An 18,573-nucleotide genomic window follows, 5' to 3' on the forward strand; every position below is an offset into this window, starting at 1 on the left:
GTCGAGAGGACTCTGGCCAGTATCGGTGACGTGACTGGCAGATCATGGGAAGCAGAATTGCATCGGCAAAGAGCGCAGATTCTTTTAGAACTCAACCCATCGAAGATAAGCGAAGCTGAGTCTTATCTTACGAAGTCCATTGAAGTGGCGCGCCGTCAAAGCGCCAAATCCCTGGAATTACGCGCCGCGACAACCCTTGCAGAACTCTGGCAGAACCAAGGAAGACCTGATGAGGCGCGGGTGCTGCTAGAACCAATCTGCCATTGGTTTGAGGGGGGAGCCGAAACAGTTGACCTCAGGCGGGCGCGCGCCGCTCAAAGCACCCTGGGCTGATCCACCTCTCAACCGCTGATTAGTTAGTTTCGATGCCTGCGCATTATCTCGCGTTGGGATTAAGCCCTGGAAGAGGAATTAGAGACAGATTGGGAACGCTGGCCCGACCAGTCGTAACAGTGGAAGCCATTTTTCCTGGACCTCCAAGCCTCAAAAGAGGCCGAGCTCAAGACGGTGCTTCAGTCTTTCGATCTGATTAGCGACGAAGATTTCGGAGCGTTTTTCACGGTTCGCGCGGCTGAAGGACGTGCAGTGCCCTTACCCGCGATGTTCACCGCTACAAATCAGGATGTCACCTCCCTCGCGCTTGGGTTCGCGCGGGGTGAGCCGGGCGCCCTCGCGGTTCCTTATGCCCGCTTGACAGCGCATAAAGAGTCCAGATCGATCCCACGTCGCCTCATCGTTCACCCTCATTAAGGGAGCAATGATCGATGAAACGTACGCCGTCTTTGCTGCTTGGGATTTTGGCTCTTCAAAGAAGGAGAACCTCGATCGTCTGAAACGCGATAATTTCATTGGAGCTAGCGCCACAACTTGCGTTCGCGACATAGCAAAAGTGCTGTATCGGAGGTTCGATCCAATCGATCGTGATCGCGCATTAGTGCTCCTCGCAAAGAATGGTTGTCCCATCGATGAATGGAAGCCGATCCTTCTCTGGCATATTACTCGCGATGAATTCTTGCTACGCGATTTTCTCATTCATTGGCTTTTTCCAACATTCGGATCAGGTGCCTATCGAGTTCGAACTGAAGACCTTACGAGCATCTTCGCAGTGCCGGTCGCCGAGGCGGGACTACCGAACATGGTTGGAGTGACACGACGCAATCTCATTAATGCCCGCTACTCGGAGTGGAAAGATTTCCGAAGCTTGACCCTGGGCGGGCTGGCCGGTCGCAATTCATATCGAAGACGCAAGGATGCGCTCTTCCCAGACGGAGTTCGACGTCGCAAGCCCGTTTAGCCGCGATTGCCCGCCTTCTTGATGCGGTCGAGCGGCGAGGTGCCCTTCACTCGGATATACCGTCCTGCATCGGGATCGTAGCAGAACAATTGCATATCGGTTTGGTTCAGGATGTAGTTGGAAACCGTGTGGAGCGGATCATTGCCGTGGTCTTCGCAGATCACAACGCAATCGGTTTTTAGTAACCGTACCCCTCCGATCATGGCATTGATCTCTACGCCCTCGACATCGAGCTTCAACACTAGACGCTTTTTGGACAGATCCATGCGGTCCATTAGGTCGTCCAGCGATACCGTGGCAAAAAGTTCGCCGCCGTTGTCGTTGCCGGCGATGGTCATCGATTCATGCTTGCGGCCGGCCAGGTAGGCAGCGCCCGAAGTCAGGCCGATCGCACTTTGATTGTCTCGAAACGTCGCCCTTGATAAAGGGGTTCCGGCGTAGGCCCGTGTAGTTAGCGGAGGAAGGCACGATAGCGCGATGGGAACCGTAGGGGCGGCTCGACGCTAGCAACGACCAATAATCGTAGTTGGCCCCAGAGTCGAGCAGCACGTAATCGATGTCGGAGACGCCGCGCAGGAACACGTCGATATCCCGCTCGTAGACATATTTACGATCGAGGATCGTGCTCTGGTTCGGGGCGGCTGGCGCGGCCACACTGCCGGAGCCGCAGTGGCGGTTCCACGTCGAACCGCCACGTCGTAGTTTCACTCAACGTCCGAAGGAAAACATTTTCGGTGGAAGCGGCTGCGGGTTGAGTGCAACACGGTCGAGCACGGTCGAGCGGTGAGACAACTGAAACCGATGTCCACTCACGATAATTATCCCGCCCGATGCGCGGTCGAGGTCATCGAAAGTCAATTCTGTGACTTTTACGTCAGTTGAGTTGATCATGTCCGTCTCCTTGTGATAGCCGGCACGATGCCGGCGCGAGGCGGACACTGCATTGTTCCAAACGATCGGTTTGTGAGCTAAATCACTTAGCATCAGGTCGTCGCCGAGCGCCTCGGTCGGCGCGGGCGACGTCCGTTTCAACTGATCGCTTTGACCTACCGGTTTTGCTGCTGTGTCTTCATGAAGCTAAGCGCAAACTTTGCGCTTAGCTTTTTGCCTTGCGCAGATTGGCGGTCGCCACCTTTGCGGGCTGCGGGTGAGCCGCGAGATGCACCTTCTTGCGCATCGCGGTCAGCTTCGCCCGCTGGCCTATCGTTTAGTCGGCGCCGATGAGTTCCAATGTTACTTTGTGCCCCCAAGACATTATTGCATTCTTTCATGCGCATTTGATCTGCCGCCTCGCCGCGGCGGCCGGATAGTCGGGTGCAGCCTTTCGCCTACCCCAAAAGCGCTCGTGCTCGGCTATCTCGGCATTTACCGGCTGGTCTGTTGGTCTGTTGCTGATTTATCGCATTCAGGAAAAACTAGCATACGTCGGCGCCCCGCCGCGACTTGCCCGATGGACTCGCGCTTCCGCATTGCCTTAGCCTTGCGCCATTAGGTGGCGGTGGCGGGGCGTGGTGTCGTGAGTTTTCAGCTGACCATTTTGAAAGTGCTCGCCGGCCAGCGGCACGGGCGTGCCTCACATCTTGACGTCGCGAAATGCGTAGCCATTCCGATGTCGAGCGGTCGGGACTGGTCGGATCGCATGAAGCGCCTCGCTGCGCGCGCGCCGGGCCTGAGCATCTTCTCTAGCGATTACGTCCTTCGGGATGCCAGCGGCTGGCAGATCACCGACGCCGGCCGGGCGTTTCTGACGTCGATCGAGGTGCCTGCCTCCGGGCCGGCGCCTGTCGAGATCGAGACACCTCATCCGGTTGCTGCAGCTGCGCCCGATTTTCCAGCGAATGTAATCAAGATTTCGGACCTCGCGGAGCGGCGGCGCCGGCTCGCCGCCGCCTGAACCTCTGACGCGCGGAGCAAAGGCGATTGGGAGACATTGTAATGCGTGCTGCTCCGACGCTCACTATCTCTGCAGCCTTATTGTTTGCTTCCCCATGTCATGCTGGCGCCAGCCATCCTTGCATCCCGAAAGCAACCGATGCGCTTCCGCCCACAGCGGGACTGGTGGTCAAACAGGCGCGCATCCGACCGGTTTCCGCAGAAGTGTTGTCGACGTGGAAGGGCCAGACGCTGCCAATCATGATTGATGTAGACTTCGTCGCAGCCGATGAGAAATATTCCTTCCTTTGCGTTGTCACGCAGGGATCACCGTTCGTGCAGCGCGCGATGAATTGAGCTTGATCCGACACGACATCTTGTGTCGGGCGCGTCAGCCATCGGTTGCCGCAGAATGAAACTATATGCAGTAGCCGTTAGATGCCCCATTTGTGCACTGGCCGGCATTGCCAGCATGACCAGCGACAAGAATGCCGACACGGTTCATCGCCTGCCTGAGGGCTTCAAGGTCGTCAAAACAGAACGGGGTGACGTGATCTATTGCGCCGTCTGCAACCGGCCCGCAAACGCTCTTCCCATCGACCCCTAAGAAGTTCGGCGCCGCACCGCGGGATTGAATATAATTGAAAAATTTTGGACCGGGCCTAGGCTTGATCCGACGCTTTGCCGCTCGTAGCGTCGTTCTCCAGTGCATCCCCCGCGCTGGGGCCGTCCGTTCTTGGCAGCGCCAAGTCGACCAATTTTATCTGTGATCGGCGAGCACTGACCTGCTGATCATATTCGCGCTGCAATTCCCCCTGAGTGATCCTGCGAGCTTCTTTACGCACGCCTCCCCTAAATCGGTAGGTGAGCAAAGTCTCGCCGAACGTGGGTTAAATGTCATCTGGATTTTGCAGGGGCAAAGCGCGCCGACTGGCCGATGAATATGACGCGGCGCAGGGAGCCGGGGCGCGGTTGCGAAGGGACGCCCGAAAAGCATTCCGGGAGGGAATACTTCTGCGACGGTTGCCGACGTGGCCTCTCCCGCAAAGAAATTCACGAAGCCCGTGCATCCGCGACGCGGAAAGGCATCGCTGGTTTGCGCATAAGGGCGGATTTCGGAGCAGAAGCTCGCGACCGCCGACGGCCGCGAGCTTCTCCGTTTATGGGTTTCTACTACGTCACGCTGAAAACCTGAGGGGCTTAGTTCGATGCAGAGCCCCCCCCGGTGGCAATTGCCCCAACGATAACAACGCCGGCCGCGATGCCTACAACCACCCGGTTGGTAACGATCGATTTCACTTCGTGCCCGACCCAATGCACTGCGCGGCTGAACCAGCCGCCGCCAGCAATCGCATCGAGTTCATCGATCGAAAGTTCGCCGTTCGCAAAATCATCGTTCATCGGAAGTGCCATCTTAGTTCTCCTTTGTGTTGATGTTACGGGATCATCCTCGCAACTGGCGGGCAAGATGTCGTACCCAACAAACAGCCGCAGTGACCCGTGTCACGTTGATAGGGTTCAATTGCAACAATTCTCCAGCGACGCCTAGGCTCGGGCTTTGACGTCAAGCCGGAGGATCCCCACGCTGAATGATAAAGCACCTTCTTGCTCGTCGGCCCGGACGCGGGCCGAAAACTCGTACTGGGCGAGCACGGCGACGAAAATTGCCGTCGCTATCGTGAGACTGCCAACGGCCAATTCGGCGTTCGGCCAGATGTTTGCGGCGAGTTGGGAGCGGCCTGCCTGAACAAGGATCGGTTAGGCGAGCAAGGCGAAGGTAACTGCCGCCGCTACAGGGAAACGTGTCGGGCGGGCGCACGTAGTCCGTTTCTGACATTTCACTAGGACGCAAAACGAGGCCGCCTTAGTTGGCGGCCTCTTTCATTTAAATTGCTCGACTACCGGACGCGATCAGCTCACGATGCTAAAATTGCCTGCGGTCAGCGTCGAAGCCGTCGCACCGTTCAACCAAACCGCGGTGTCGGTATCCACCTGCACAACAAAGTAGGCGCCGTTCTGGTAGGAGTGCGAGAGCACGTCAGCAAACGACGTGAAGGCGGAGCCTTCAAAACGAATTATATCTTCTGTTGTCCAGTCTTGCACGACCTGCACGGCGGCTTGGTCGCGAACAACGAAAGTGTCGGCTCCAGCACCTCCAAAATAATAATTTACGCTTTCGCCGCCATCCATGTAGTCATTGCCGGCTTCGCCTTGCATCACATCCGTTCCCACGCCGCCGAACATTTGATCGTTACCGTTGCCCATGTAGTAGTAGTCGAGGCCGCCGTTGCCGAACACGGTATCATTTCCATCGCCAGCTACGAAAATATCGTTGGCATTGTTGGCGCCTATCCCAATGTCATCGCCGCTGCCGCCATACTGATAGCCACCTGAAGAGCCCTGATAGAGAAAATCGTTGCCATTGCCTCCGAAGAGAACTTCGCGACCGGCCGCGCCGACGAGAGTGTCATTTCCATCGTCACCTGATAGCTGTCCGCCGGCAGCTGTCCCAACATTGACGACATAGTCGTTTCCTGAGCCGCCATATACCAGCGAGTTGCCGTTAACTACGTAAAAAATGTCGTCACCGGCGTCTCCGTAGTTCGTATTGTTTCCCGAGGCGTCAAACAGCACGTCGCTGCCATTCCCGCCGTAAACTTCATCGTTGCCGCTGCCGCCGTCGATGAAATCGTTTCCATCCCCGCCGTAAAGACCTAATTTCCAATTTGCTGTGTTGCTGAACCCGATAGCAGCGTCATTGCCATCGCCCCCATAGAGCGTGTCGTCACCACCGCCACCGGCTATGTAGTCGTCACCAGAACCACCTTCGAGAAGATCAGCACCAAAAGGCGCGTCGTCGAAACTCGTAAATGTGAAGGGAGTTGACGGTCCGCCATCTCCGGCGATCGTCCCTGTTGTATGTTTCGAGCCCAGGAGCAAATCGTTACCTTGCCCGCCATAAAACTGCTGGCTTCCACCGTTCGCAATTCCTTCGAGCAGATCATCACCGTCGCCGCCGTAGTAATGAAGAAAACCTGTGGCAACTGTGTTATTCGTGTCGTTGCCGTAATAATTGGCCATTTGATCCACTCCCTAATTGAATGCAGAGCCTTGCAAAGGTGCTCTCAAAGCAAATATAGAGAAGGTTCGACCAATCGTGAACTGGTTCGCGTGTCGCAGGGATACCTCCAAAATCATCCCCGCGAAGTCCCTTGAAGGACGAATGTCGGACCTTCGGCCGATTTGGCACGATACTAACTCGGCAAGTATCCCCACCGATGGGCGCTTAATTCGATGAATGAAGTAGACCAGCTCTTGTTCCTGTGCACCGGAAACTACTACCGCAGCCGCTACGCTGAGGAACTGTTTAATCACCTAGCCAAGAAGGAAGAGTTGAGTTGGCGAGCTTTCTCCCGCGGGGCAGCTGAACGAGGCTCGCCCGACAACGTCGGATCTATGTCGCCATATGCGCTTGACGCGCTTACTGCAAAGGGAGTTGTGCCTCAAACACGCGATCCGCAACCGTGCACGCCGGCCGACTTTTGCGATGCCCAACTCGTAATCGGTTTGAAGGAGGCCGAGCATCGCCCGTTACTCGAACGCCGCTTTCCTGAGTTTGCTGAGCGGGTATCGTACTGGCACATTGATGATGTCGAATTTGTCCAGCCTTCCATTGCGTTGGCTATGATCGACGACCAGGTGCACCACCTGATTTCAAAGCTCAAGTAGCGGGTCGCGCTTTCGGAGAATTTCGAGCGCGTAGGTCGCCGGCGGGGCTAGCAATTCTCGAATATGTTCGAGTTCGTCTGCGGCAACAATTTGAACGCGACCATCCGTTACGACTAACATATCGACAGGGACATTTCGCGCGAGGAAAAGTTCCCCGTGCAGCGTTCCATTCGGCGTCGAATGATCAGGACCGAAATAGCGCCCGATCAGTTGAAAGCGCCCTGGCGCCAGGTAGTAGCCGATTTCTTCGTGGATCTGGCGAACCACACATTCCAGAAAGGTCTCATCTCCCTCTCGGCGGCCTCCAACCAGGCTGATCTTGCCCGGGTCTGTCACATGCGGGAGATCGTCACGAAGTTGCAGGAGCAGGCGGCCCTCCGTGTCAAACAGGATCGCGGATGTACCCTCTCTCGCGGCGGGTTGCATTGCCCGATGATATCGGAGCGGAATAACAAGTGCAAAGCTCGATGCGGGGCCAGCCGAGGCCGTAGTCTCGGAACCTGGATGCCGAGGCGCTGCAGCCGTTATGCTTAAGGTGCCTTTAAGCAGCTGTTCTGAGGCCGGGACGGAATATTCCAAGTGATCGGGAAGACGCTCGCTGTCAGGCTCTCAAAATGGGCTTGCTCTTCCGACAGGCGCCGTGCGATGAACTTGCGCTCATAGTCCGTGACGATGCGTTTCCAGAAGCCGGCGGTACCGAGCAATGTTGTTGCGGTGTGTGCGCAGCCGAGCGATTTGTTCGTCGATCATCTTCGTCATCCTTTGACGGTCGTTTAATCGGTTTCCTTTGTAAAAGGGGAGAGGCCCCGCGCGCAAAATAATCAGGGTTCAAGCGCTGTCAAGATCGGGGGAGAAAGGGTAGGCTACCACCCAGGACGTCGCCCCAGCCGTCAAAAACAACGCCGCGCCACTCGACTGACCCGTGCGCGTCCACAGCGCATTTCCTCGATAGTCCGCAGCAGCCTCGCCGGTCCATGTCTCGATTTTGTCGGTGAAGGCGATCATGAAGTATGGCAGGCTGAGAAGGATCGAAGGTGGCCATCGAGTTCAGTTCGCGCAGCTTGGCCTCCCTTTCGCGTTGCCGAAGTATGCTGGCGACTGTTCACGGCGCCGGCGCGGCGATTGAGGACAACGGCAATTGAAATGGCAGAGCGGCCGGATGCTCGCAGTTCGAGCAGCCTGCGATCCTCTTCCGGGGTCCAAGGTCTATTCCTATTTTCCACGCTGACCTTCTTACTTGATTTCAATGTTGAAACCGTCAGCCCTCATATTCAACAGCGCAGTTCTATCGCCCGCGGTCATTGAGGCCGGCGGGGTAATGGTAAAGCGTCTTTCCCGATTTTTCATGATTGCAATCCGCAGTGCTGGCAGGCCGCTGAATTCGCGTCTCATGATCAGAGAATTGGGTGAGCGTTGTTCGACGTGCAGCTCGATCACCCAGTTAGATCCGTTCAAAACAGCCTCCGTACATCTAATCCGCCGTAGGCAACCGCCGCATTGTGAATTGGATTTGACCGTCGGGCAGCTGCCGCCAATGTTCGACGACATGTAGCCGCCGGCGGGAAACTCGCGAGAGAAATTCGCGCGCCTTCGCGCGCGCGTCGTGGACGGGAAGAGTAAAAGTTTTGCGAAGGAAGCCGTCGGGATCCAAGCGTCGGAGGTCCTGCAGCTCCCGTGATCGAGTGGCCACGTCGAGGGGTTTCATCGGTTACGCCAGGCGCACTGGAGGAGCAGGGGGATATCGCGCATCTGCAAATCGCAGCGCCGGCGCAGTTCGTGGGCAACATCCTCGGACACGTCTTCTGACCAGCGCTCGGCGCTATTGAAAGCGACGACGCGGATCGGATTGTGCTCGCCGCTCAGCAGATTCTGAATTACCGTCTCGAGATCGGCGGTTTCGCAATCGGTCTCGCGCCAAGCACTGCCGTTTTTGCCGAAATCGTCTGCCACCAGATAGACCGTTTGGTCGTTGCCATTGGGCACGATCGACGGCGTCCAACGAGGCCTACGCATAACAACTCCACGCAATAGAATGAGAGAAAGCGAAACTGTATGATTTGTTCCTCGCTTCTGCATCGTGTTGCGGCGCGGCTATGTTCACTTTGGCGCTTCCGGCGGCGATCGGGATCAAAGCGGCGTTCCCCGGCGTCATCGAGCCTGCGCTCGCGACGTCGATCGAGCGCGTGCCATCCGGCGACCGCTGGGTGCACGAGATCAAGTTCGATGGCTACCGGGTGCCGGTCCACCTCGTGAACGAGGACGTCAAGGTGTTCGCCCGGCGCGGCCATGACTGGACCAACCGTTTCAAGAAGATCGCGGACGACGCCTGGCACATCAGTGCAGGGTCCGCGATCATCGACGGAGAAGTCGTCGTCCCCGACGCCAACGGCACCACCGACTTCTCAGTGCTGCAGAGCTAGCTGAAGGGCAAGTGGACCAAGATGTGCTGGTGGCGTTCGATCTGCTGGACCTCAAAGCGCGCGCGAGACCGGCGTTGATCCTCTCTCTCGGATGATGATCCCGCGCTCGAACTCGGCGAATACTCTTGGCGGCGGGCCGGCAATTCGGTTGACCAGTAAGGCCGCCTAAATTGGCGGCTCTGCCCTACGGTGGTGGCACCATCAGAAATCCCAGTGCGATCACCGCAAGCAACCCGACGATAGCGACGGCAGTACGGTTATTTTGGCTTTCTCTTCCTTGACGGGCATTCCCGCCTCAAGTTGGCCGTTTACGGTGCCATAGGCTTCCTGGGGTCGGCGATGTCGTCAAGCGGCAATCCATAGCGGTACGAGCCGTTCAGCGTTAATCTTGTCATCGTCGGGCAGGAGAATTTCGCGGGGCGCTCTGGATTGTTGCACTTGTTGGAGCGCGGACAGGGCGCTCGGAATGGTCACGGCTAAGCTTGGACTGCAACTCTACAAGGTCCATAAAGACGTCGGCCTGACGTCGCAATTCGTCGGCGATCATTGGCGGCTGGCTCGCTAAAGTCGAAATGACAGTAACCCGGACCCCGCGACGCTGGACCGCTTCCACGAGCGAGCGGAAGTCCCCGTCACCGGAGAACAGGAACATCTCGTCAACCTGCCTGGCAAGCTCCATCGCATCGACGGCAAGCTCGATGTCCATGTTTCCCTTCACCTTGCGGCGACCACTCGCGTCAACAAATTCCTTGGTCGGCTTGGTAACGACAGTGAAACCGTTGTAGCTGAGCCAATCTGTCAACTGGCGGATTGAGGAATATTCCTGATCTTCGATGATCGCCGTGTAGTAGAACGCACGTATTAAAATACCGCGTCTATCAAATTCCTTGAGGAGGCGCTTGTAGTCGATGTCGAAGCCGAGCGTCCTCGCCGTTGAATGCAGGTTGGAGCCATCAATAAAGAGCGCGATGCGGTTAGATTGGATCGACATCTGATGTTGACCAGTACTCGTTTGCCAACAGCTGCGAAAGCGAAACACGCCGCGCGCTCTGTTTGGATAAAAAATGAATTCTAAACGCCGCTATGAGCCAGTCAGTTTAGTCGACCTCAAGTTATACCTAATAACTTGAAGGTTCAAATATTATTTGTGTTCCATCCAGACGGTGAAGGCGACGATTGGCGAATTGGCGCAAATATAAATATGCTGTAAAGCCCTGAACCTACACGGAGAACCGGCCGACCCGTGGATAGGGACCTAAATGATCGCAATGCTGCCTCACATGCCTGTGTTTGAAGCGCGCCTAAAAAGGCGTGGTCGTCGATGGAAGTGGAGTGTTTGTACCGCTGACGGGCGGGTGGTGATGGAGGGCGCTGAAAGCCGCCGAATTGCTGCCAGGTACAAAGCCAATAGAGCAATCTTCCTGATGTTGCTGTGCCCCCCTTCCCCCGACGTCCAACCGCGCGATGGTAAAGTTGCAATCCGGCACACCTATTCGGATGGTTCCCGCTCCAACATTTAGACCTATCTTGCGAAAACATTCTGGTTGGCAAGGGCTCACCTCAATGCTGGGATGGTTTCTCCGGCATGGGCATCGCACTCCTTTTCAGAAACCGGGCCGGGAGGCTGCGCTGGAGGCGCTCATTCCAGCCTCGGGCACCGCAAAAAAGCAACCACGGAGGGTTAGATTACGGCAACTCGGTTGATCGTTGGAAGCTACTTTGGAGTACCTCCGCAGTGAGCTTCCCCAGCTTGCTTTTCGCGTACTCCTGAATCGTGTCCCCTAATATCGGAAATCCACAGTTCGTCGGTCGACGGGAGCTGACCCTACGTCTGCGCGAAGAAATTGATCGCCGCCAAAGAGGATCGCGGCCCGCGACACCGCCGACCCTGGTGATGAGTGCCTTCGCACTCCACAGGGAGATAAAACCAACGGACATGAGTTCATGCGAGCGAGAGCTCCTGCGGCCGCACCACGAAGATGTCAGACGTCCCGTTGGTGTCGTCATCGACAAGGTTGGAGGCAAAGCTTTAATAGGCCACGTAGCGCCCGTCGGCCGATCGAGGAGAATTGGCTCGCGTTGTTGCCCTGCTCGCCGGTGGAGCTGACGGAGACTCGCTCGGTCGTGTCCCTCTGACGGTCGAAATGGAAGACGTCAACCATCCCATTGGTGTCACCATCGACGAGGCTGGAGGCACTGCTGTCATAGGTCACGTAGCGCCCGTCGGCCGAGATCGACGAGAAGGTGCTGTGGCCGTTCCCCTGCTCGCCGGTGGAGCTGCCGATCAAGACCGCAAAAAATCGTTCTCCAGCTCAGCTCTCCGATCTTGGCGTGCAGCGACTTCACATCGATCGCTGCATGCTCCGCTCCAGACCCGCCACCGGGACCGAACGCATCGGCGGCCTGGCTTTCAAGCTGAGCCTTCCACGTCGTGATCTGATTGGGGTGAACGTCGAACGCTCGGCCAGTTGAGTTATCGTCCGGTCACCCTTGACGGCGGCAAGCGCCACCTTTGCCTTGAAGGCCGGTGTGTGGTTCCGGCGTGCTCGTCTGCTCATGATCGCTCCTGATTCGCGCGCATAGCGTGCCCGCTGTCAGGCAGAAATTCCACTTATCGCCCTGCGCAGAATTCCGGGACCGGCTCTCTCGGCATAGGCATCGTCACGCTCGTTGCTATGCTGGCGATCATGAGCTTGGCCGATGCTATTACACCAAAGAGACTGCCGGCTTGTTGGCGACTAGGCGGGCGCCCCACTTTTTATCTTGGTCTGGGCGTTTCGCTTCACGTCGCTCCGCTCAAGAACGTGACGCCCAATTGGTCACCATTGACCCAAGCTAATCCGCAGCGGCGGTAGGCAAGCCCGGTCGAGGAAAGCAGCAGGAAAAATTCTTTTAGGTGCAGGCCTTCCAGGGGACCCTCGACCGTCAGCCTGCGCTCACTTCTCAGGGTCGGCACGGGGTCAGATCGAGTGGCTGCGATCACGCAAACGGCCCCGGCGCGGGGGGACGCTACGCTACGAAAAGGCCGCGGAGGTACTCCAAAGTAGCTCCGAACGATCTACCAAGTTGCGTTAACTTTGGTCGCCGTCGGCGCTTTTTCCGGTGCTGCGGTGGAAGGGGCGGCCCAGAGAGCTTCCATCCTGCTGGGGCCGGAATCCCCGTCTGCTTCCGTATTTCTGTTTAGGAGAATTCACTATGGCGACGTTTACCCGTACCAATGCGTTCTTCACTGACAACTGGGATGAACTGACGGCTTGGAATGTGCAAGCGTCGTCGTCTACTTCCGTGACGCTCCTGAATACTGACGGCACATTGACCGTTCTTACCGGCACCGGCTTCACCTTTGACGGATCTAATAACGCGCTGACAGGGACGATTACCCAGGCCCAACTCTTCGCTGCCGATACCACAACGCTTTTGGCGACAATCATCGACGTCTCCTTTGCGCTCGCAACATTCCAGATTGACGCAAATGCCCATACAGCGATTACAGGAGATCTTTTAGCAGGTAACGATACCCTGAATGGTGGATCCAACACTGATGTCTTGCGGGGAGGCGCGGGCAACGACGTCTTCAATCCCGGCGCAATAACGTTCAATTCGGTCGGCGGCGGCAACGATATAATGATCGGCGGCGCTGGCAACGATACGTTCAGCATCGGTCCAAGCGCCTTTCAATCATACAGTGTGACTTACGCGACAGAAGGCGGGACAAACGGTGTCACCGTCAATACCCTAACTGGATTTGCGACGGATACTTTCGGCAATATGGATACTTTGGGTGGCGTTACATCGGTTACCGGTACGAACCTGGCTGATACGTTCATTGGCGGGAGCATCAACGACTTTTTTAGCCCCGGCGGTGGAAACGACACCATTGATGGCGGAGGCGGTGCCGGATTCGATTATATTGGCTATAGCACCAATCCGCTTTACCCCGATATTCAACTTGGTTTTCCGAACGTCGCCATCACTGTGACATTCACGTCGCTCGGTGCCGGCACCGTAATCGATCCTTTTGGAAACACCGATACCTTTATCGGAATTGAAGGCGTTCGCGGAACCAACTTTGCTGACACGTATCTCGGTTCGACCGGCAACGAGACCTTCCGCGCGTTGGGAGGGAATGACACCATCAACGGTGGTGCAGGCTTCAATACGTCCGATTATTCTCATGATGCAGCTTTTGGTGGGGCAAATGCCATTACGGCAAATCTGAGCACGGGCACGGTCATCGACGGATTTGGCGCCACCGACACCTTGATCAACATTCAGCAAATAAATGGAACGCAGCTTGCGGACAGCATTACCGGCGACGGCAACAATAATACGCTGGTTGGAAATGCGGGTAATGACACCATTGATGGCCAAGGTGGATTTGATTTTATCATCGGGGGCGCCGGCAACGATTCCATCATGGGAGGCAACGAATTCGATACTGTAAGCTATCTCCAGGAAACCGGTACGAACGGCGTAACCGTTAATTTGACGAGCGGCACGGCGACCGATAGTTTCGGCAATTCGGATACCCTTGCGTCCATTGAACAAGTGAGCGGCACGGCCCTTGCGGACAGCATTACGGGTGACGCCAACAACAATAATCTATTTGGTGAGGCCGGCAACGATACCCTTGATGGCCAAGATGGGAACGACTTCATCACCGGAGGCGCCGGCAACGATTCCATGATCGGCGGCAACGGCTACGACGAGCTGAGCTATTCGTTAGACGGCGGAACCTTTGGCATAGCCGTGACGTTGACGGCTGCCGGAGTTGGCACCGCGACTGATACGTTCGGCAACACCGATGCTTTTACTGGAATCGAGACATTCACCGGAACCGGCCTGGCCGATACGTTTGACGGCTCATCAAGTAGCGACTCTTTTTCGCCTGGGCAGGGTAATGACACGCTCAACGGTGGTGGCGGATATGATAACGTAGGCTATCTCGTCGACAACAATGCTACCTCAGGCGTTTCGGTCAATCTTGTTATTGGCAGTGTAACGAGCGGGTACTTCGGCACTGACCTTCTGAACGGTGGATCTTTTCAGTCAGTTCAGGGAACCCAGCTGGCCGACAGCTTTATCGGCTCTAGCGCAATCGAATTTTTGCAAGCCTCGATGGGCGTAGACACCATCGATGGCGGTGGAGGCCGCGACACGCTTTCCTATGCTGATTTTAGGACGCAACAATCGAACGTTGGCGTAATCTACAACGCCAGCACAACGGTTTTCGGAAGTGGCACGGTCCTCGACGCTGGAGGATCGACCGATACGTTCACAAACATCGAGGTACTACAGGGCAGCTTCTACAACGATAGCTTTAGTGGAGGCATGACGGGAGAATCGTTTGATGGCTTGCAAGGAAACAACACTTATAATGGCGCCACAGGTCAATTACCCACCGTCACTTATCTTAACACTCACTTTAATGGTGGCGTCTCGGGAGCTAACGTAAATCTGGCGACGGGAACAGGGCTCAATCCGTTCGGCGGGACCGAAACGTTTATCAATATCCATTCTGTCGAAGGGTCGGTCTTCAATGACACCCTCATTGGCAGTGCCGGGGATGATTTTCTTGCGCCCTCGAACGGCACCGACAATGTCGATGGCGGCGGCGGCATCGATACCTTGGCCTACAATGACAACATTTCTGCATTTTCGATCCACACGTTCAACGTAACCGGTGCAAATTCCGGCAACGTTTTGGACGGCACCGGTACAGACATCTTCAGCAACATTGAGAGGCTCCGCGGCGGTTTCAATGACGACGTGTTTAACGGCGGCACGTCGGCCATGGTCTTCGAGGGCTTGGGAGGCAACAATAGTTTCAATGGTGGAAGCGGCGTAGAGACTGTCAATTACTCTAACGACCAAGAGGTTGGCGCTCGCGAAAACATCAACGTCACGCAGGGCGTTAATATCGATCTCGCGAATTCCGGCATAAATTCTTTTGGCGGGACCGATACGTTCGCAGACATTGATAACGCGATCGGAAGCACTTTCGCCGATACGATTACCGGCAACAGCCTGAATAACAGTATTGTAGGCGGCGCCGGCAACGACACGTTGGGCGGTGCCGCGGGCAACGACACTGTGGACGGTGGCGTTGGCGCCGATTCCATGGCTGGTGGCGAGGGAGACGATCAATATATTGTCGATAATGCGGGCGATATCGTTGTCGAAAATGGCGATGAAGGCATAGATGGCGTCAATCTCATCGGCAATTTCAACTATACGTTGGGTGCTAATATTGAAGGCCTGAGCATATTGACTGGGGCCAATGTCTCAGGAACAGGCAATTCTCTCGCCAACAATCTCTATGGCGGTGCAGGCAATAATAGCCTGAACGGTGGTGCAGGTGCCGACACGCTGGTCGGCGGTCTCGGCAACGATATCTATTTCGTCGATAACGCTGGAGACGTTGTTACGGAAAATGCGACCGAAGGCGCTGATACCGTGCACACGACCGTCACCTACGGTTTATCCGCCAACACTGAGAATTTGATCCTCGACGGCTCAGGCAACATCACCGGCATTGGTAACGCGTCGGCGAACACCTTGACGGGCAATACCGGCAACAACTCACTTTACGGCAACGGAGGCAATGACACCGCCTATGGTGGTGACGGAAACGATGTTGGGGTCATGGGTAATGGCGACGAACTTTTCGTAGGCGGGGACGGCAATGACTATGCTTATCTCTATGGTGGCAATGACACAGCGTATGGTGGCGCCGGCCTGGATGTTCTGATCGGCGGTGGCGGCAATGACCTCCTGATCGGCGATGCCGGGTTTAATTACTTTTTCGGCGGAGATGGTGCTGACGCGCTGTTCGGCAACGGCGGTGCGTCTGCGATCGATGTGAACGTGATGTCCGGCGAGGCAGGCAACGACGTGCTCTATGGCGGGGCCGGCACTAACTACTTCTATGGCGGAACCGGGGTTGATACCATGACCGGCGGTTCTGGGCTTAACATCTTCATCTCGTCCGGCGAGACTGAGGGCAACGTGATCAACGGCGGCTTAGGTCAGAATTACGTCTACGGCTCGAACGGTGGCGATACGGTTTCCGGAGGAGCGGGAGTAGATGTGTTCCTGATGGGAACAGGAGCCGACTTTATCACCGGTGGTGGCGGTGTAGACTATGCTTGGGGTGGAGGTGGGACCGATACGTTCACTATCAACGATCTTTCTTCAGGAGTAATGGTAATCCAAGACTTCAATGTCGGCGGGGTCAACGACGTGCTGAACTTCGTTGGAACGTCGCTCCATTCCTTTGCTGACGTTCAAGCGGCTTCTTTTTACGCTGCCGGCATCAACACCACAATTATCACTGATGCCGCTGGCAATGCGGCGTGGCTCATCGGCAAGGGGCCAGGTGACCTCGACGCCAGCATGTTTAGGTTTGGGTAAGTCGCCGCACATAGGCGACCAAGTCGCGCAAGCAAAGTACGGCGCCACCAAGGGGCTTTTTCGACTCCCTTGGTGGTAAGTTGAATACCGCAAAACCCCGTCCATGAACATTTCCAGGGCCGCCGACCTGCTCTGTCCACCCAGACGCCGCGAATTTGTCAGAGACACCGGCACGACTTCGCACAAGCGCTTCGGGCAAGCCCTTGGCCGCGGGGGACGTGGGCGAACTAATCGAGCGGGCCGACGCCTGTTCGATAATCCGAACGACATTATGGCGGAACGACGAGCACCGCCTAGCGCCTTTCCCGCGACCTAATCGAGGTAGCCGTCGCCGAAGTAAAACGAACCAGCCGTGCACCCTGAACAGCCCCTGGACGCTGCAAGAGCAGCAGAACGTTCACCGAATTCTTGCAGCAATTGGCTGTCTTCCACCCGGGGGTATCGGCGAAGCGGCGGCCGATATCTACCGCGCCGGCATCCATCAAAGCGACTTGGGCCTACGGTCCGACTAGTCGCGGTGGGACGTTCGCAGCGATGACCTCGCGGGGCGCCACGCAAGGGGTAAGCCAGCTCATTCGGCCGGAGCTCTGCGCATTTATCTGGCATCGCTTTTACATACCGCAACCAGAAGACGGACGTGCACCAGTGGGACGCGGAGGGACGCAAGCTCAAACGACTTGTCGACGAATCTGGCAATTCCGACGGCTTCACAGCAGTGGCACTGTATCTCATGGCATAGGACACAGTAATTAAGGGGCGCGCCGTGATGTGCGAGAGGGCGGCTAATCAAATGGACTACTATGGCGGACCGAGGGTAGTGCCGAGGTCGTCTGGAAGCAAGTTACTTGCCACGCTCAAACATTCATGCTCCAATTTTGTCGGCTGGGAGCTTTCTTCCCAAAAGATCTGCTTAGCGAATACGGACACTCCGCGAAAAGCAAGCGCCCGCTCCATAAATAAACACGTAAGCGACGATAAACGTGTCGACGCTCCGCTGAAACAGAAAAACATAAGAGCGCTGATCAGCGCCATCCCCACAAGGGTGATGCTGGCGCGACGGGCGAGTGCGACAAATTCCCCCGCGCCGACCAGCACAAATGCGCACGTGTTTTGTATCAGCATGAACACGAGCATTGCACAAATTGCCATGCGCATGGTCGGCGAGACTATTCCGCTATAGTTACGCCGATAGCCGACATCGTCGGGCTGCACGCGCACGCCCAGAAAGTGCCATGTGTGGACGGCTCCGGTTTGGCAAGAGCTTTCTTCACGGTTTTGCAGCATTGGTCGTTGCAGCCATGTGTTCGGCCTTTTGATGCGGTTCATATGACCGCTGGCCATAATGCCCTCCGCGGATCAGGTCCCTACCAACAACTCGCATTCAAGAATGCCTTGGCACATGTGGGTTGTCCTGATCGCCGGATCGACCGGCTCTGCATTACGTGCTGTTCGCCCTCCCAACCTTCACACCACGCCGGTTGCCCGGCGCGATCTCTTTATCGCGCAAGCGCGACGGGTTCCTTGTATCGCTCGCCCCTGGCCATCATGGCCCAGACCATCCGCGCAATTTTGTTGGCGAGTGCAATAGCGGTACCGATTTTATTCGAACAGCGATCCGTAACCAACTCGAACGCCACGCAGATGAGTCAAACAGTCCACGGTCCGAAAAAGCCTGGAACTTGGTTTGCGAAACGACAGCCGGGCGGTCCTCGAAGAGGCGCGCCGGAACGGTGAGATGCTGCACATCAATGTTCTCGGCCTTGCCAGCACGTCACGGTCGATCTCGCCCGCGCCACCATTGGCTCAGTCTCCGTGCTCGGAGCTTTGCACGCCAGTCCCGCCGTC

Annotated in this window: 17 protein-coding genes and 4 pseudogenes; 9 read left to right on the forward strand and 12 right to left on the reverse strand. The window is 56.5% G+C overall.

What is annotated here, in order from left to right:
• Positions 1–333: hypothetical protein (locus JQ575_RS41505; protein WP_409364886.1), on the forward strand; the 333-nt coding region annotated here is incomplete at its 5' end.
• 424 nt (positions 334–757) lie between these two features.
• Complete coding sequence (locus tag JQ575_RS41510) at positions 758–1,294, forward strand: BrxA family protein (RefSeq protein ID WP_212038934.1); 537 nt, start codon at positions 758–760, stop codon at positions 1,292–1,294.
• Here JQ575_RS41510 and JQ575_RS41515 read toward each other — a convergent pair.
• Positions 1,291–1,632 (reverse strand): hypothetical protein, encoded by a 342-nt coding sequence (locus JQ575_RS41515; protein ID WP_212038935.1) that lies wholly within the window; start codon positions 1,630–1,632, stop codon positions 1,291–1,293. The genes JQ575_RS41510 and JQ575_RS41515 overlap by 4 nt on opposite strands.
• Before the next feature lie 370 nt (positions 1,633–2,002).
• A complete protein-coding gene (locus JQ575_RS41520; RefSeq protein WP_212038936.1) occupies positions 2,003–2,326 on the reverse strand; it encodes a hypothetical protein in 324 nt (107 codons plus the stop codon).
• 484 nt (positions 2,327–2,810) lie between these two features.
• Here JQ575_RS41520 and JQ575_RS41525 point away from each other — a divergent pair, with 484 nt between their 5' ends.
• The 3 genes from JQ575_RS41525 to JQ575_RS45950 all read left to right on the forward strand — a co-directional run bounded on the left by JQ575_RS41525 (position 2,811) and on the right by JQ575_RS45950 (position 3,773).
• The gene (locus JQ575_RS41525; RefSeq protein WP_212038937.1) at positions 2,811–3,188 is read left to right on the forward strand and encodes a hypothetical protein; all 378 of its coding nucleotides are present in this window, start codon (positions 2,811–2,813) and stop codon (positions 3,186–3,188) included.
• A 41-nt stretch (positions 3,189–3,229) separates the two neighbouring features.
• A complete protein-coding gene (locus tag JQ575_RS41530) occupies positions 3,230–3,523 on the forward strand; it encodes a hypothetical protein (RefSeq protein ID WP_212038938.1) in 294 nt (97 codons plus the stop codon).
• Positions 3,524–3,638: 115 nt separating this feature from the next.
• Entirely contained in the window at positions 3,639–3,773 is a 135-nt protein-coding gene (locus tag JQ575_RS45950) for a hypothetical protein (RefSeq protein WP_283842700.1), read from the forward strand.
• 593 nt (positions 3,774–4,366) lie between these two features.
• Here JQ575_RS45950 and JQ575_RS41535 read toward each other — a convergent pair.
• The gene (locus JQ575_RS41535; protein ID WP_212038939.1) at positions 4,367–4,579 is read right to left on the reverse strand and encodes a hypothetical protein; all 213 of its coding nucleotides are present in this window, start codon (positions 4,577–4,579) and stop codon (positions 4,367–4,369) included.
• Positions 4,580–5,077: 498 nt separating this feature from the next.
• Positions 5,078–6,247 (reverse strand): calcium-binding protein, encoded by a 1,170-nt coding sequence (locus JQ575_RS41540; RefSeq protein ID WP_212038940.1) that lies wholly within the window; start codon positions 6,245–6,247, stop codon positions 5,078–5,080.
• 213 nt (positions 6,248–6,460) lie between these two features.
• Between JQ575_RS41540 and JQ575_RS41545 the strand changes: the two genes are divergently transcribed.
• The gene (locus JQ575_RS41545) at positions 6,461–6,895 is read left to right on the forward strand and encodes a low molecular weight phosphatase family protein (RefSeq protein WP_212038941.1); all 435 of its coding nucleotides are present in this window, start codon (positions 6,461–6,463) and stop codon (positions 6,893–6,895) included.
• Here JQ575_RS41545 and JQ575_RS41550 read toward each other — a convergent pair.
• The 3 genes from JQ575_RS41550 to JQ575_RS41560 form a co-directional block, all read right to left on the reverse strand.
• On the reverse strand, positions 6,881–7,321 hold the full coding sequence (locus JQ575_RS41550; RefSeq protein WP_212038942.1) for an NUDIX domain-containing protein: 441 nt from the start codon (positions 7,319–7,321) through the stop codon (positions 6,881–6,883). The two genes, JQ575_RS41545 and JQ575_RS41550, sit on opposite strands and share 15 nt — an antisense overlap.
• An 807-nt stretch (positions 7,322–8,128) precedes the next feature.
• Positions 8,129–8,332, reverse strand: coding sequence for a hypothetical protein (locus JQ575_RS41555; protein WP_212038943.1), 204 nt, complete (start codon positions 8,330–8,332; stop codon positions 8,129–8,131).
• 264 nt (positions 8,333–8,596) lie between these two features.
• Positions 8,597–8,878 carry a hypothetical protein gene (locus tag JQ575_RS41560; protein WP_312016118.1) on the reverse strand — a complete coding sequence of 94 codons (282 nt, stop codon included), beginning with the start codon at positions 8,876–8,878 and terminating at the stop codon, positions 8,597–8,599.
• Positions 8,879–8,988: 110 nt separating this feature from the next.
• Between JQ575_RS41560 and JQ575_RS41565 the strand changes: the two are divergent.
• Positions 8,989–9,377: pseudogene (locus JQ575_RS41565) on the forward strand (DNA ligase); the annotation flags it as partial.
• A 329-nt stretch (positions 9,378–9,706) separates the two neighbouring features.
• Here the strand turns inward: JQ575_RS41565 and JQ575_RS41570 are convergent.
• The 4 genes and pseudogenes from JQ575_RS41570 to JQ575_RS45375 form a co-directional block, all read right to left on the reverse strand.
• A complete protein-coding gene (locus JQ575_RS41570; protein WP_212038944.1) occupies positions 9,707–10,306 on the reverse strand; it encodes an NYN domain-containing protein in 600 nt (199 codons plus the stop codon).
• Between the two features lie 1,012 nt (positions 10,307–11,318).
• The gene (locus tag JQ575_RS41575; RefSeq protein ID WP_212038948.1) at positions 11,319–11,603 is read right to left on the reverse strand and encodes a hypothetical protein; all 285 of its coding nucleotides are present in this window, start codon (positions 11,601–11,603) and stop codon (positions 11,319–11,321) included.
• Positions 11,604–11,605: 2 nt separating this feature from the next.
• Positions 11,606–11,873, reverse strand: a pseudogene (locus JQ575_RS41580) (transposase); the annotation flags it as partial.
• A 224-nt stretch (positions 11,874–12,097) separates the two neighbouring features.
• A pseudogene (locus tag JQ575_RS45375) lies at positions 12,098–12,244 on the reverse strand (PilZ domain-containing protein); the annotation flags it as partial.
• A gap of 266 nt (positions 12,245–12,510) precedes the next feature.
• Here JQ575_RS45375 and JQ575_RS41585 point away from each other — a divergent pair.
• Positions 12,511–16,728, forward strand: coding sequence for a calcium-binding protein (locus JQ575_RS41585; RefSeq protein WP_212038945.1), 4,218 nt, complete (start codon positions 12,511–12,513; stop codon positions 16,726–16,728).
• Between the two features lie 798 nt (positions 16,729–17,526).
• On the opposite strand, the gene JQ575_RS41590 is transcribed toward JQ575_RS41585, so the two are convergent.
• Positions 17,527–18,069: a hypothetical protein gene (locus JQ575_RS41590; protein ID WP_212038946.1), complete on the reverse strand. Its 543-nt coding sequence runs from the start codon at positions 18,067–18,069 to the stop codon at positions 17,527–17,529.
• A 248-nt stretch (positions 18,070–18,317) separates the two neighbouring features.
• On the opposite strand from JQ575_RS41590, the pseudogene JQ575_RS41595 reads away from it, so the two are divergent.
• Positions 18,318–18,573 (forward strand): annotated as a pseudogene (locus JQ575_RS41595) (CopG family transcriptional regulator); the annotation flags it as partial.

It is taken from the genome of Bradyrhizobium sp. JYMT SZCCT0428 (assembly GCF_018131075.1).
GTDB lineage: Bacteria > Pseudomonadota > Alphaproteobacteria > Rhizobiales > Xanthobacteraceae > Bradyrhizobium.

Bases quoted from the DNA above. Each gene is read 5' to 3' on its own strand.
- JQ575_RS41510 (WP_212038934.1), top strand. From the start codon at position 758: ATGATCGATGAAACGTACGCCGTCTTTGCTGCTTGGGATTTTGGCTCT.
- JQ575_RS41515 (WP_212038935.1), bottom strand. From the start codon at position 1,632: ATGACCATCGCCGGCAACGACAACGGCGGCGAACTTTTTGCCACGGTA.
- JQ575_RS41530 (WP_212038938.1), top strand. From the start codon at position 3,230: ATGCGTGCTGCTCCGACGCTCACTATCTCTGCAGCCTTATTGTTTGCT.
- JQ575_RS45950 (WP_283842700.1), top strand. From the start codon at position 3,639: ATGACCAGCGACAAGAATGCCGACACGGTTCATCGCCTGCCTGAGGGC.
- JQ575_RS41535 (WP_212038939.1), bottom strand. From the start codon at position 4,579: ATGGCACTTCCGATGAACGATGATTTTGCGAACGGCGAACTTTCGATC.
- JQ575_RS41540 (WP_212038940.1), bottom strand. From the start codon at position 6,247: ATGGCCAATTATTACGGCAACGACACGAATAACACAGTTGCCACAGGT.
- JQ575_RS41545 (WP_212038941.1), top strand. From the start codon at position 6,461: ATGAATGAAGTAGACCAGCTCTTGTTCCTGTGCACCGGAAACTACTAC.
- JQ575_RS41550 (WP_212038942.1), bottom strand. From the start codon at position 7,321: ATGCAACCCGCCGCGAGAGAGGGTACATCCGCGATCCTGTTTGACACG.
- JQ575_RS41570 (WP_212038944.1), bottom strand. From the start codon at position 10,306: ATGTCGATCCAATCTAACCGCATCGCGCTCTTTATTGATGGCTCCAAC.
- JQ575_RS41585 (WP_212038945.1), top strand. From the start codon at position 12,511: ATGGCGACGTTTACCCGTACCAATGCGTTCTTCACTGACAACTGGGAT.
- JQ575_RS41590 (WP_212038946.1), bottom strand. From the start codon at position 18,069: ATGGCCAGCGGTCATATGAACCGCATCAAAAGGCCGAACACATGGCTG.